Origin of the sequence: Akkermansia sp. AE01SA01 (genome assembly GCF_036417395.1) — a bacterium.
GTDB lineage: Bacteria > Verrucomicrobiota > Verrucomicrobiia > Verrucomicrobiales > Akkermansiaceae > Akkermansia.
The window spans coordinates 2962927-2977989 of sequence record NZ_CP143890.1; the positions used below are offsets into that span (position 1 = coordinate 2962927).

Annotated in this window: 8 protein-coding genes; 5 read left to right on the plus strand and 3 right to left on the minus strand. The window is 52.7% G+C overall.

Translation table 11 applies throughout. The features are described 5' to 3' along the window. The first annotated feature begins 53 nt into the window (after nucleotides 1-53). Both V3C19_RS12060 and V3C19_RS12065 read left to right on the plus strand, forming a co-directional pair. Complete coding sequence (locus V3C19_RS12060) at nucleotides 54-707, plus strand: hypothetical protein (protein ID WP_295931968.1); 654 nt, start codon at nucleotides 54-56, stop codon at nucleotides 705-707. Between the two features lie 124 nt (nucleotides 708-831). Then, the gene (locus V3C19_RS12065) at nucleotides 832-1617 is read left to right on the plus strand and encodes a thiazole synthase (protein ID WP_154301982.1); all 786 of its coding nucleotides are present in this window, start codon (nucleotides 832-834) and stop codon (nucleotides 1615-1617) included. A gap of 724 nt (nucleotides 1618-2341) precedes the next feature. On the opposite strand, the gene V3C19_RS12070 is transcribed toward V3C19_RS12065, so the two are convergent. The 3 genes from V3C19_RS12070 to V3C19_RS12080 form a co-directional block, all read right to left on the minus strand. Further along, complete coding sequence (locus V3C19_RS12070) at nucleotides 2342-3385, minus strand: formylglycine-generating enzyme family protein (protein WP_295931969.1); 1044 nt, start codon at nucleotides 3383-3385, stop codon at nucleotides 2342-2344. Further along, the gene (locus V3C19_RS12075) at nucleotides 3378-9608 is read right to left on the minus strand and encodes an RHS repeat-associated core domain-containing protein (protein ID WP_330937109.1); all 6231 of its coding nucleotides are present in this window, start codon (nucleotides 9606-9608) and stop codon (nucleotides 3378-3380) included. The genes V3C19_RS12070 and V3C19_RS12075 overlap by 8 nt, the downstream gene beginning before the upstream one ends. A 694-nt stretch (nucleotides 9609-10302) precedes the next feature. Next, nucleotides 10303-11598 (minus strand): APC family permease, encoded by a 1296-nt coding sequence (locus tag V3C19_RS12080; protein WP_295931403.1) that lies wholly within the window; start codon nucleotides 11596-11598, stop codon nucleotides 10303-10305. 151 nt (nucleotides 11599-11749) lie between these two features. Between V3C19_RS12080 and V3C19_RS12085 the strand changes: the two genes are divergently transcribed. From V3C19_RS12085 to lysA, 3 genes are read left to right on the plus strand one after another with little or no spacing between them, the layout of a single operon-like run. Continuing rightward, nucleotides 11750-12430, plus strand: a complete 681-nt coding sequence (locus V3C19_RS12085) for an HAD family hydrolase (RefSeq protein ID WP_295931400.1) — start codon at nucleotides 11750-11752, stop codon at nucleotides 12428-12430. Between the two features lie 60 nt (nucleotides 12431-12490). Beyond that, nucleotides 12491-13603, plus strand: a complete 1113-nt coding sequence (locus tag V3C19_RS12090) for an AI-2E family transporter (RefSeq protein WP_130084244.1) — start codon at nucleotides 12491-12493, stop codon at nucleotides 13601-13603. Nucleotides 13604-13607: 4 nt separating this feature from the next. Further along, nucleotides 13608-14897, plus strand: a complete 1290-nt coding sequence (gene lysA / locus V3C19_RS12095; protein ID WP_130084243.1) for a diaminopimelate decarboxylase — start codon at nucleotides 13608-13610, stop codon at nucleotides 14895-14897. Nucleotides 14898-15063 lie beyond the last annotated feature (166 nt).

Consider the following 15063-nt stretch of genomic DNA (forward strand, 5'->3'; position numbering starts at 1 on the left):
TTTCCGGCGTCCGGTAACGGTAAAGCCCCATTCCGGACGTCCGCCCCTTCTTCATGAATCTACTGGCAAACATCCTTGCCGCACGCGGCGAAGACGGCAATCCGGAACTGTGGTTCTATCTGGTCCTAGCAATTGTCTTTATCGGCAAAAGTGTGATCAGCTACCTGAAAACGAAGAGAGAAGACAATGAGGAAGAGCCCGACCTGGAAACGGAAGACCAACACGAAAAACGCGTCAGGGAAGTCATTGCGGAAATGAGGCGGACCGTGCCCGAACGCCCGCAGCAGGCTCCCCGCCAGGAAGTGCCGCAGCCCCGTGTTCCCGCACGTGCGCCCCGACCCGCACCTTCCCCCGTAGAACTCCCGAATCCCTCCGTGAAGCGCAAGCAGCGTTCCCAACCGGACCCCGTCCCGGACTGGGGGCACGGACATGCGCAGGAAGCCGCCAGAAATACGATCGAACGCTACGTGAAGGCAGAGGAGGAAGCACATGAATCCATCCGCTCCCTCTCTGATGCGGAGCAGGCCGCTCTTCAGCGTTTGCAGCAACGGGAAAAGGAACGGCAACCTGAATCGATCCCTTCTTCCCCCCTTCCCGTTCCCCGTCCCCTGAAAGATTCCCTACGGCATTCCCAGTCCCTGAGAACGGCCATTCTCTATCAGGAAATCCTCGGGAAACCGAAAGCCCTGCAAGGTTTCCGGCAGTAGCTGAAGCCTGCGTTTTCTACGGAATACATCCCATCCCGGTAATCCGGCCCTGGCTGAAAGGCGGCCTGTCTTCCAGCATTCGCTCTTGCACGCAGAAGGTGGAGAAGGTAGTCTTCATGCCGCAATGACAGACACACCTTTGCGGATTGCCGATCGTGAATTTACCTCCCGCCTGATGATGGGAACGGGGAAATTTGCCTCCAATGAGAGCATGAAGGAGGCGCTGGAAGCTTCCGGCTCCCAAATCGTGACTGTAGCCCTGCGCCGGGCGGACCTGACGGGCAATCACGATCCCGCTGCCAACATCCTGGATTTCATCAATCCGGAAAAATACCTCATTCTCCCGAATACCAGCGGAGCGGCTACGGCGGAAGAGGCCGTGCGGCTGGCCCGTCTTGCCGTGGCAGCCGGACTCCCCAACTGGATCAAGCTGGAAATCCACCCGGATGCGCAGTATCTGATGCCCGACCCCATTGAAACGCTCAAGGCAACGGAAACCCTCGTCCGGGAAGGCTTTATCGTTCTTCCCTACATCAACGCAGACCCCGTACTTGCCAAACGCCTGCAGGAGGCGGGTGCCGCCGCCGTCATGCCCCTGGGTGCGCCCATAGGCACTAACAAGGGCGTACTTACCCGTGAATTAATCAACATTATCATTGAACAAGCCACCGCTCCCGTGGTGGTGGACGCCGGCCTGGGCGCCCCCAGCCATGCGGCGGAAGCCCTGGAAATGGGAGCGGACGCCGTCCTGGTGAATACGGCCATTGCCGCCGCAGGCAATCCCTCCCTGATGGCGGAAGCATTCTCTCAGGCATGCCGTGCAGGCAGATCCGCGTGGCTGGCCGGACTGCCCGCCGTCTCCGTCAAAGCGGCAGCCACCAGTCCCCTTACGTCTTTCCTGCGGTCATAAACTCTTCGAAGAGTTCTTTTCCAGATATCCCGGCGGCTACGGTGGATTCCCATTGGGTACCATCAGCATGCGCGTACTTATGAATTCCACCGAATCCCAAGTATATCCTTTCCAGTGAGAAAAGGATGCTTCAAATTCGGTTCAGTTATCTACAGATAATGTCGGTAAAAGTACCATGTAGGAGTGATTGTTGATTCATTGGCGTTAACTTTGTCCTCCCAATCTGGAAATTCCCCATGAAGTCCGGTCTTCTATCCTGCATGAGATAGCGCACGCCCTAGCCTGGATGAGCCACGGCGGCCGCTTCCACGTTCGGAAATGGAAAACCAGTTGCCGGGAAATAGGAGCCGTTCCACGCGCCGCCAGGCAGAAAGCCACCCGTACCACCATCTACCAATAGGCACGGCGCTTGCAAACTATGGGAGAAAGCGTCGGCAAATATCACCCTCTCCCCGAATCCTTCAAGCTCCTCAAGCATATGATCCGGGAAGACAAGCCCGAATTACAGAGACAACAGGAAACGATGCTTGATAAAAAAGATTGACCGGACTGATACATAGTTTCGATCGCCAATACTGTTGTACAGATAGCTGAAATTCTCTGCATGATGGATTTGATCTTTTATCGCTTCACAGTAACTATTGTAACAATCATCAATCCTGGCTTTTAAACTGGTACTGCATTTGGGGATAGTCCAACACCATGAGAGGAATATTTTTAATGATCATAGATCCGGTAAAGACTCCCAATATGTTCTTATATATACTTTCGTACAGAAATACATCAGTTCAAACGAGCCCTTAATATTTTTCCACCAATCTGGAACAGGGTGTAAATGTTTTAACCTTTCTTTCAGCAATTGATGCTGCTGGACCGGAACCAGGGCGACTCTCAATCCTGTATCGGATTCTCTTGAATCAGCGTAATACTTGCGACGAGGTATTTCTTCTTTGTTATCCAATATGGAGTAAAATAATCCTCCTCCCACGGATGTAATCGATAAGCCCATGCCGGTTGATAAATTGCCGGTATCCGTTTTCCAGTTGACTGGATTGCTGCCATACAGGCGATGAGGATGATAAAAATCTGCACATAATTCCCATACATTGCCCCGCATGTCATGGAAATCCCAGGCATTGGGCTCCTTTAATCCCACGGGATAGACTCTTGCCTTTGCATCATGAGGATTTGTCCATGCTATTTTCTCCAGATTGCCGGGAGAAACGATTTCCTTGCCGCAGGAACAGGCTAATTCCCATTGAGCCACCGTGGGTAAGGAAAAACAATATCCTTCCGGCAGAATTCCTTGTTGTTGTGCCATCTCAGTCAATCGATCACAAAAATCCAGGCATTCATAGTAGGATATCTGGCACATGGGGTACAGCGCACCCGTTGCAATGGTATCTTCCTCATTGAGTTCCGGAACCGGTGTCCATCCCATCACTTTTTTCCATTCCTCCTGTGTAACTTCGTATTTCCCCAACCAGTAGGGATAAGTTATTTCTGTAGGGGGGTCGGATCCTGCAATTTGGTAGCTCCCTTTTGGAATGAAAATCAGGGTGAGTTTGTGTTCCGAATCAGGAAGATCAATTTCCAATATATCTCTAGCATTAGTAGTTTCGATATGAGTTGATGTCGGGGAAACCCTATCCAAACATGTGATGTCATTGCCGGGATAAAGTAAAAAGATGAGCAAAGTCAGTAATGTTATAATAAAAAAACTGATTTTTTTATTATTTTTTATCCATTTTATGATCGTATTATTCATCCTCAAGGGGCAGAGTGAGTTGAGAGTTTTTCATGGCTGTCTGATGATCTTGTCCTATAAGGCGATACCCTACATATCTTCCCATCTGTCTGTTATGGAGGATACCATGCGCATCTAACCATCCACCATCAGTTTTAATAGGTTGAATAGGATATCCCGAAATCATTCTTCTCACATGAAGTTTGGTGAATGGTGTTCCATCGATTTGGGGAGGGACTGATACTTCTCCTGCCACCAAGCATGACGCCAAGGTAGTCTGTACTTCGTCTTCCTCAGAAAATATTTGAAGGAGATTTTTATTTTTAATCATTCCTATCCCATCTTCTGTGCTATAAACAGGAACATCCATATTTCCATAACTAGCTATCACTTGAGGCGTAGCAATTAAAACAACTGCGTCAATAAGAGGTGTGGAACAATTACAAATTCGAGCCAGAGTGGCGAGAGCAAACAGAATCACATTGCCTCCATGGCTATGTCCTACAAGGCGTATTTTTTCATTTGGATAATGCAATGAGATTTGACAGAGAAAAGATGCCAATTGAATTCCTCCCTCAATTCTTTGAGAACTTATATTCTCTCCGGTCCATTTAAAAGGAGCACATTTGGGTTTGTTCCGGGTTGTAAATTGCCAAACATCTCCTACAACCCAATTCAGGGCTTCAGCAAAGTCTCCTGCCGGTTGCCACCACCGTTCATCTTTGGCAAATGTCCCATGGATAATCATGGTAAGAAGTCCCAGATAATCACTGCCGATATTGACGGAATTTCCAAGGATGCCATATAAATTTTCCCCTCCGTTTTCAGCAATGGGATCACGGCTGATCCACCTGCCGTCCAGGGGATTGAGATGACGGTAATTATAATAGACAAGTCCCAGTTCATCATCCGCGTATTCACAGGAAAACCTGAACTTGTTCTCTTCTGCCATATTTCCCTCTGCCGTGATAAGTCCGCCGAAAGGAGCATACTCATAGCGGGCTCTTCTTGTCTGCTCTCCGTCGAAGATGGAAGTGACATTCTTAATGGCATCGTGCATGAAATAGAAATATTTCCCCACTGCCATTTCATTCTCCTTCCATTTGGTCATCATCAGGACACGCGTAGCCCGAGGATCCGTAGGATCCCACAGATAGCTTTGTACAAGTCCGGGTTCTGGCCGCATCAAATCCAGTTCAGCTACCTGCAAATAGTCCCGGTACAGGAACCAAGAGTGGCTGGAAGTGCTTCCATTGATGATCACTTTCTTTTCAAAGCGACGTCCCCGATAGTCAAAACCGCAGGCAACGACAGTCCGACCGTCTTCACTGGTGAAGGAGACGGGGCGGTTGTTGGCATCATAGGAAACTTCCCAAATGCCCGTTGAGGTCTTAATCGTGGTCTGGTTGCCGTCTGGGTCGAAGGAGGGTGTGAACAGTTCTGTCTCCCCAGTCACGTCCGTGTATTGGTTGAGTTGGTTGGCCTCGTAGGATACCTCTTCCTCCAGCTCCCGGGCGGACTTGCGGTTGCCGATATTGTCGTACTGATAACTAAAGCTCCCATCCTGACCGATCCGGTCTTCTACCAGTTCACTGCGGTTGTTGTAGGTGAAGTCCCTGGTGGTCGCCGGAGTGGCAGCCTCCCATGAATCCTTCCGTTGGACAGGACGCATCAAGTGGTCGTATTCATACTTGTGGGCGGCAACTGTTTGCCCATTCTGAGTCTTCTCATAACCGATGGAGGCCAGGAGGTTGAGCTTGGGATGGTAGGTGTTGCTGCGGACCATGCCGTTGGGATAGGACAATTGGTTGAGGAAGCCACTGGTTTCATCATATTCCCAAGTAAAGGGAGATGCCAAACCTTCCAGATTCATCCCGATCATGGCACCTTGATGGCCATAGTCAAGATGGGAGTGCTGAATGGTGCGTGATCCAAGCATCAGCCTGTATCCGGCGGGGCGTCCGAAGGCATCGTAGTCTTTCTGGATGCTGCTTTCCACCTGTCCAAAAGAAGTGTCCTGAATCATTTTGCCGTAAGCGTCATAGGAAAGTTCTCTGGTTCCTGAGGCATCGCAAACAGAGATCATCTGCCCGAGGTGGTTGTAGGCATAGAACCAGGGCTGGGTATCATCACTATGGGAAACGGAGACTAATTCTCCGGTGGCCGGAGCATACTGATAAGTTGTCACAATACCCCTGGCCCTGGTGAGTGTTTCCAGGCGGTTGAGCTTGTCATAGGTTTTAACGGTACAGGAGCCGTCGGCATAGGTCTTCTTGAGTTCAAGCCCCGTAGTCGCATCGTAGAGCCATGTAGTGGTGTCTCCGTCGGTGCGACCGGAAGGATCGACCGTGATGTCCCCTTCGTTCGCTCGGAAAGTAGTCAGAGCAATTATTCGATCAGCTTCGTCGTAGGAGAAACAGGCCGGCTGGATGGCGGTACCGTACTCGGCTGCCTTTCTTCCTCGAATGTCGTAGGAGTAACAAGTTGTTCCTCCCATCGCATCAGTGATACAAGCCACGGCGTCACAGCAGGTCTGGTAACTGGTTGTAGTGTTATTGCCGGCCGGATCGGTGACTTTAATCTTACGCCCGACAATATCCGTTTCCGTAATGGTGGTATTGTTTCTGCTATCGGTTTGTTTCAGGATCATCCCGGTAGAGGTGTAGGAACGCTCTTGGGAAAAATGAATGCCGACATGATCGTTTCGATTGATCGTGAAACCGTCGACTACGAAGGACTTCGCTATGATATCAGAGGTTGGGATGCGGCTGAATTGAGTTCGCTGGGCAGGAGCGGTGTATTCCGTCCATTGGATACTCTGTTGCCCGTAAATATCGGTAGAAAGGACCTTGCTTTCCAGCACGGGATCCAGACGTGAAACCATGTTTTCCGTAGTCTGGGTGAGAGGAAGGCCATCGGCATTGTATGTTGTGGAAGTTTGCTTCTGATAAATGCCGTCTTCCCTAATTTGGTAGCACATTGAACTTTCCGCAATTCTATTTTTTGTAGCGTCATCCGGATGGAGTTCATCCAGAAGGATGACCTGCTTCATGGTGCGTCCCAGTTCATCATAGGTGGTAATGGTGGGAGCCATGTCCTCTATCTGCGTGTGAATAAGCTGTCCCTTGACATTGTAGGAGTTTCTCGTGACGATGAATCCCCCGTGGGTATTGGGCTCTTCCTGCCGACTGATTTGTCCGAAACCGTTTTTAAGAGTTCGAGACAGCACAACTCCGTGAGACAAGGTAGTCGTAAGGATACCTTCCGGCGTCAGTTCCTGCCGGGTCTCCATCTCGCGCTGGCCAGTTCCTCCTTCCATGATGGTAGTGCCGTCGTAGTAGGTTTGCGTCACCAGAGTGGCTCCGGAAGGAGCCGTGACAGTGGTTGTGAGTCCGTCGTTGCTGTATTCCGTACGGGTCACCCGGCCGAGGGCATCTGTCTTGGAAACGATTCTTCCCAGATCGTCGTATTCTATACTCTCGGTCGTTGTCATGGAGCCTACATCACGGCGTGTGGCAGTCGTTCTGCCTGCTGTATCCTTCATGTAGGACGTGATTGTTTCGGGTGTGGTTTCCGTGGCTGAACGAATGGTTTCTACGAGCTGTTTGGCCGTGTTGTAACTGTAACTTGTCACCACACCGTCTTCGTCGGTCTCTCTCAAGGGACCGCAGCACATCCATTCTGTCGTGCTGAAGCGGCCGTTGCCCTTGGTCGTTTTGATTCGCTTGAGCTCGGCATCATATTCATAGTCCTCCGAGGAAATCAATGACCAGTCCCCTCCTGTGTGGACGTACTGCTCTTTTCGGGTGGTTGTCCCATTGGCGGCAATGTATTCCACCTTTCTGGTGCTCTGGCCGGGAATGACTCTCCCATTAGCCTGCGCAGTTTCCGTCACCTTGTGAACACCCCCATGGTCTGTGGTGGCTTCATAGGTACAGACGGTTTGCACTCCGTCAATACCCTGCCTCATTTTCTGTCTTCCCCGGGCATAGGGATATGAAGCAGCTTCTCCGTAGGTCTCTTCCACACGCGTATGAACTTGATCGCTTCCTAGGGCTGTTTCCGTCACCGTTATACAGTTGGCTTGTGGAGTGTCGTTATAGGCATAGACCCGTTCAGAAAGTACCGTTTCCATCCCGTCTTCGGCAATGATGATTTCCTTTTCCGTTGCCGGCCTGAAATCATTGAAGCTCAGGTCTGCATAAGTGGTGCGCATTCCTTTCTCCCCTCCTCCTGTCCACGGCGTAGCTTGCAAAACTACCCGGCCCTGGTCGTCATACTCGTAGCGCGTGTAGCCTCCGTCGGGCTGGATTTCCAAAGACACCCGGTACTGGTCGTTGTACGTGTAGAGCGTCGTCTGGGCCAAGGATGTATTATAGCCCTCCGTGCTGCTGATGGTCAGCCAGCCGCCGTCGGTATACTTCTTCACTGTACGCGTACTGCGGGATGGCCGGGAATCATTGATGCTCCTGACCGTTTCAATCCGCTCCCACTTGGAGCCGGGCAGAGCGTTGCGTTCAATCGTGCGCACGATGCGCTCATCCCCTTCTCCCTTGATGATGCTCACCTTGTTGCCTTCTTCGCGACGTTCGATGAAGTGCGGTTCCTGGCCGGCCCGCTGGTTAGTGATACGGGTTACTGTAGCACCGTTCTCAACGGAAGTTTCGTAGACGGCTGTTTTGTAGGGCTCTCCAGTGACGGTAAACTCTCCGTCATTAGAGACAGAGACATTTGCAGGAGCATACCACTCCAGGGTGAGGCTGTTGTTTCCGGGAATGCTGCGCATCAGCCCCTGGGCCCGGGAATAGACGCTGTTGAGCGACCCGTTCTGGTTGTAGGTGACTTGGACCTTTTTGGCATACTCCTCGGCGGTCATGATGTGTCCTGAAGAACTGGTAACCGAAACGACTTCTCCAGTGGATGCCGAGAATCGCAGGACCATACCGCTGGGAAGAACCATATCCATGAAGGCGGGAGTGCCTTGGAGGTTGACAGTGAGATCTTGGTTGAGAAGCCTCACCCGGTAGTCGCTCTTTCTGGAGCTGCCAATGGGAGAAGCATCACAGCTCCCCTCTTCTGCCTTAAAATAGATGTGACTTCCGGAGGGGCGTTTGACGGTGACGCGCCGTTCGTCTCCAGAGAAGTAAGCACTCCATGCCATGGGATGGTTGTAGCGCAGGGAAGGCCCGCTGTTGGAGTTGAGGCTGGAGAGGGTGGAAGATCGCGCCATCCTCATGAATCTGGCCGGAGAAGGAGGAGGGGGACCTCCTGCAGAAGGGGGATTGACACAGGCATCACCCTGGCAGTCCTGTTCGTCATCGGGATCGCCCGGAGTAGGTTGCTTTTGGACGCAGTTCTCATCGCCTTCCTCGTCACAGTCACAGGGACAAGGGCATGGTTCCTCTTCGGTGGGCGGTTCGCTGGAGGAAGAAGACAGGGAGCTGGAGCTGGAACTGGAGCTGGAACTGGAGCTGGAGCTGGAGCTGGAACTGGAACTGGAGCTGGAACTGGAACTGGAACTGGAACTGGAACTGGAACTGGAGCTGGAGCTGGAGCTGGAACTGGAACTGGAACTGGAACTGGAGCTGGAGCTGGAGCTGGAGCTGGAACTGGAACTGGAACTGGAACTGGAACTGGAACTGGAGCTGGAGCTGGAACTGGAACTGGAACTGGAACTGCTTGACTTGGGATCAAACCCAAAATCATCCCCTCCCCCTTCCGAAGAGCTGCTGGAGGTATTCTCTTCTTCCTCGTCCCGATAAAGATTGACCAGGGTGATGACTTCCTCCCCTTCCCTGTCCGGAGGAGTTACATTGGGGTCGAGGTAGGAATTGATATCGGGCGCCTCCGCCTTGTCGGAAAGAATGGCAATGCAGAACTCCTGTCCGGAGCCCAGGGCGGCATGGTGCTCATGGACGATTCGGCACCAGTAATACCCCTGTTCCAGCACGACGCTCTCCGGCTTCACGGAAAGGTCCTTTGCTTCCTTCGTGAACTCTACATTCTTGAATGGGATGGCCAGGGAGATGGAGGAATCGGCGTCCAGGGAGAGGAAATAGGTACCGCGTTTCATGATCTTGAGGTACCCGGTCCATTCGTGCCGGGTGTCGCCGGAAGCGGAACGTGGTGAGATGAGAACGGGGGCGGTGATGCCGTTGACGTAGAAGTCGGCCTGCGGGAGTCCGTTGGCGAACATGGGAACGAAGGGATAGCGGGGATCCAGGGTGTTGTCGGTATTGTTCATTGTCTTGTAAATCAGGTTGGTGAAGGATTTGTAAAATGTAAAAATCAGGATCAGAGTTAGTTGTTTTATTCAACCGTACAAGAGAGAAAAGGGAGAGAATGTTACAGGCAACTTACCTTGAACGGTTGTGGCAATAATTTGTGCCACAAGGGTTTCCACGCCTTATACGTTTAAGTGTGAACACCCCCCGTTTTTAAGAGAAGAAAGGATACAGAGGGAACGGGCTTTTTGGCCAGCAGTCAGGGCAGTTTTTGAGCAATGTGCCCAAGTGAAGAACTCATTAATTAAGATCGCAAAAGAACAGTCGCATTGATTAATCACCTTCCCAGAACCACGGTTCTTCTAGCTGACTGGAAATATGATACCGTCTGATTCAGGAAAATCCACTTCCCCAAGAAATCACTCCCTGTATCCCATCCATAAAATGCCGCAATCAATCTGTTCTTATGATAAGGCTCTTTACAAGCAACGCTTCAAATCAGAAAATATATTAAAATAAAAAAGATATGGCCTTAGCACTGCCATGCGCTACACGAATGTCCCACATCTTTTCTCGACCATTTAAGCTATCATTAATCAATGATCCCTCAGCTTAATAGTCAGATTTTTCCAGAGCAAAGGGAAAGTTTTTCTCGCAGGGAACGTTTTGAAAAGAATTACTTAAACCAAATCCTTTTCAGATCAGATTTCACCCTCAGGCGTCCTTGGGCCCAATCTTTTTCCGGATTACGATTTCCAGTATAAAGCAGCCGGCCACAAACAGCACGATCAGCGGAATGAGGTAAGGCTGGCTGAAAAACATCTGGTAGAAGAATGCCGCCAGAATGCCCAACATCAGGACAAATCCGGCAATGATCAGCAGGGCGTTTCCGTGCGTCTCTTTCCGCAGCCGCCAGTGGGCCACGAATACGGCCAGATAACTGATCAGGAAACAGGCCCCCGCAAGGTTGGCGATGGCGACAAGATTAAACGCGTTGGTCAGCACCAGAATACCCAGCAGCAGATAGAAGAAGCCCTGCGTTCCCCTCCCCCAGAAAGGCTGTTTGAACATGGCGTTCAACTGCCCGTTGCGGGCCAGTCCCCGGGAAATGTCCAGCATGCTGAACATTGTGGCGTTGATTGCAGATGCCGTCGCAATCAGGGCTGCCACGGATACGGCCACGAATCCCCATACGCCCAAAACAGGAAAGGCCGCCTGCGCCACGGCGGTTTCCGCATGCTTGTCCAGGGAGGACGCGGAGACATTGGTCAGAACCACGTATGACAGCACCAGATACAAAACCATCACAACGCCGATCGCCAGAAAGATGGCGCGGGGAAGCGTCCTGGCGGGATTTTGAAGATTGCCGGCCGTGTTGGCCATCATGCCGTATCCGGCAAAGGCAAAGAAGGTGAGGCCCACGCTTCCCAACAGTCCGTCCAGGCCCTTGACGGGAATGACGTCCGCCCCAACAGGCACGGAAGAACCGAAGCTGGCGAGCATCAGGATGGTCAGAATCAGCAGTTTGAAGGCTACCAGCACCACTTCCGACTTGCCGACGGCCTTGACGCCTCCCATGTTCAGCGCCCCGAGCAGCAAAATGGCAATACTGGAAAAAAGACCCGTAGTAAACACAGTGACGGATTCATCCGGCAGGAACAGGCGGGAAGCATACGCCCCGAAGGATTTGGCCACCAGGGCCACCGTGATGACCAGCGTGCCCAGATAAATCAGTGTGAGAGCCCCGGCCAGCGTTTTGTGGGAAAATCCCTTGTTGAAATAATCCATAATGCCGCCGGAACCGGGATAACGGGATCCGAGGCGGGCATAGGTATAACCGGAAAGCAGGGCGGCCACTCCGCCAATCAGGAAGGACCAGTACACGTTTTTGCCCGCCATGAGGGTCGCCTGACCCATCAGGGCGAATATGCCCGCTCCCACCATGGAGCCTATCCCCAATGCAATGACGTTCCACAGGGACAAATAAACTTTGGGAGCCGCTCCTTGCATAAAGGAATTAGAGGCTGCCAGCCGCCGGAACGTTGATCTTTGCACGCGGCATGACACGTCTCCCGCCCATCCGAGAGCCTCTGTCATCATGACTATTCCGGCACGGCTTTCCCCTTGAACCTGCGGGACGCGGCATGTAGGGTACGGCCAGATGATCAAGACTGCCATTTTCGATTTTGACGGCACCCTTGCAGACACGATCCCCCTGTGCCTGGAAGCTTTCCGCCGGGCAGTGAATGATCTGGACGGAAGAGTCCTGACAGATAAGGAAATAGAACGGAATTTCGGCCCGGACGATTTAGGCGTCATCCGGAAGCTGTTTCCCGGCAAACCGGAATTGCACGAACACGGGCGCAAATTGTTTATCCATTATTATCAGGAATTGCATGCGGAAATGGCTCCCGCTCCGTTTCCCGGCACGGTCGAATTGCTCCACAGTCTCCGCAACAGCGGCATTCGTTTGGCGATGGTTACGGGCAAACGCAGGGAAAGCGCGGATATTTCCCTCAAGTTTTTTCATCTGGACGGTTTTTTCCCCGTGCTGGAAACGGGTTCTCCGGAAGGCGGCGTAAAAACGGACCGCATCAACCGGGCTCTGGAACGCCTGGGAGCTTCCGCACGGGAAGCGGTTTACATTGGAGACTCCCCGTCGGACGTGGACGCTTGCCGTGCCGTTCCCGTCCGCATCATTGCCGCGGGATGGGCTCCCGGAGCCGACGTCAAGGGACTGGAAGAACGTTGCCCCGACTGGTTGCTGACGCGGTTTGAAGACCTGGAACCCTTTTTCCGAAAGCACGCCGCGGATGTAAATCATCAAAATGCAGCCCTTTGATATTGCAATCCCCGGCAAATTCGACCAACATTATCCGGCTCATTTCACCCTAATCCATTGATGACTCCTCAGAAAGAACCCGGAAAAGAAGGCTTGAAAATCCTGCTTATGCTGGCAAGCGCCATCATTATCACGGCCGGGCTTCAGGCAGGCAAGCAGGTGTTGCTCCCCATCGTCCTATCCGGGTTTCTGGCGATCGTCAGTTACCCGATCACCACATTTTTCAAAAACAAGCTCCGTTTTCCACACTGGCTGGCAGTTCTATTTACGGTCATCATGGACTTCGGCGTCCTGGTCGGCCTCGGTTATCTGGCCCAGTATCTGGGGCAGGATCTGGCCAAGACCATCAATGCCAAATATTATCCCCTGCTGTTTGAAAAAGTCCACGAATTCCGCGCCTTCCTGATTGAAAGGGACTGGAACAATCTGGCGGACCAGATGCTGCAGGAAATTCCCGACCTCCTCAACAGCCAGCGCATTGTAGCTCTTTCCACCGGGGTCATGGGGCAACTGGCCTCCATGCTCACCTTCACCACCCTGATCCTGATTCTGATGACCTTTTTCCTGGGGGAAGCCCCCAGATTCCGGGCAAACATCAACAAGCTGGGAAGCAACAGCGACACGGGCATCCGCAAATTCTCCAAAGCGCTTGAAGGTGTCCAGAAATACCTGGTTATCAAGACATTCATCAGCGCCCTCACCGGTCTGCTGGCTTTCCTGCTCTGCTATTACATGGGGGTGGACTTCCCCCTGCTCTGGGGCATCGTGGCTTTCGCGCTCAACTTCATTCCCACGTTCGGCTCCATCATCGCCGCCATTCCCCCCACGCTGCTGGCCCTGCTGCTCATCAGCCCCACGGCGGGCATCATTGTGGCGGGAGGGTACCTGCTCATCAATACGGCCCTGGGCAACTGCCTGGAGCCCATGCTGCTGGGACGCCAGTTCGGGATCGTCACCAGCATGGTCCTTCTCTCCGTCATCTTCTGGGGCTGGGTATGGGGGCCCATCGGCATGCTTCTGGCCGTTCCCATCACCATGTTGGTGAAGCTGGGCCTGGAAAGCTCCAAGGATCTGGCGTGGATCGCCCAGCTCGTTGACAATCCCCCCGTATCCAGATTCCCGCTCCCTCCTCGTCATTCCGGGAAAACAAACGAAAACATCAACAAGGAATAAACCCATGCATTCATTCGCTTACAAAAACGGCTTGCTGTACTGTGAAAACGTCAACCTTCAGGAACTGGCGGACAAGGAGGGGACTCCCCTGTACGTGTACAGCAAGCATACCATTCTGAGCCACTTCCACCGCCTGAGGGAATCCCTGGAGCCGTTGAATGCGGAAGTAGCGTACGCGGTGAAAGCGTGCTCCAACATCGCTATCCTGAACCTCATGGCCCGCAATGGAGCGGGATTCGACATCGTGTCCGGAGGGGAACTCTTCCGTGTTATCAAGGCCGGAGGAGACCCGTCCAAATGCACGTACGCCGGCGTAGGAAAGACGGAAAAGGAAATCCGCTATGCCCTGGAGCAGGGCATTTACTGCTTCAACGTGGAATCCGAGGCGGAAATGCGCGCGATCAACGATATTGCCGCCTCCATGAACCTCACGGCCCCGGTAGCCGTCCGCGTCAACCCCAACGTGGAGGCGGGCACGCACAAGTATATCACGACCGGCAAGTCGGAGAACAAATTCGGGGTGGATTTTGAACAGATCGAATCCCTGTATGAAACGGCCGCCCGAGAATTGCCGCATGTGCACCTGAAGGGGCTGCAAATGCACATCGGTTCCCAGCTCACCCAGGCAAAGCCCTTCATGGAGGCCGTCAGGAAAGTGGCGCCCCTGGCCGCACGACTCAAGGAAAAGCACGGCATTGAATTTTTCTCCATCGGAGGCGGTATCGGCATTGTTTACCAGAATTCCCTGGAATCAGGCGTTCAGGAATGGTGGAACGAGGATTGCGCCCAGCTTACGCTGAGTACATACGCCCAGGCCGTTGTTCCCGTCCTTGAACCTCTTGGTTTGCATATCATTGTGGAACCTGGGCGTCTGATCGTCGGCAACGCCGGAGCTCTCATCACGCGCTGTCTGTATGAAAAATCAGGCAAGGCGAAAACCTTCAAGATTGTGGACGCAGGAATGAACGACCTCATCCGCCCGGCCCTCTATCAGGGTTACCATGAAATTATTCCGGTCAGGGAACATCTCTCGGAATCCTGCATTACCGCAGACGTCGTGGGACCCATCTGCGAATCCGGGGACTTCCTGGCCCAGGACAGGAAAATGACGGACGTGCGGCAGGGAGAATTGCTGGCTGTTCTTTCCGCGGGAGCCTACGGGTTTTCCATGTCTTCCAATTACAACTCCCGCCCGATGGCGGAAGAGGTGCTGGTGGATGGAAGCCAATGGAACGTCATCCGCCGCCGCCAGACCTGGGAAGACCTCATTGCCGGGGAAATCATCCCCGAATAGTTCCGTTTACGGGAGTGGGAGGGAAACCGACCTTCTTTCAAGCTCGTTACCATGCAAATGGTATCGGGAGTTTTCCTGCCCGCTCCCATTCCCAACGGACATCCCGCTTCTCCGGAGCGGCCCTTCCACCTATTCGACAAAAGCGGCTTTCATGAAGTTTCCTTGC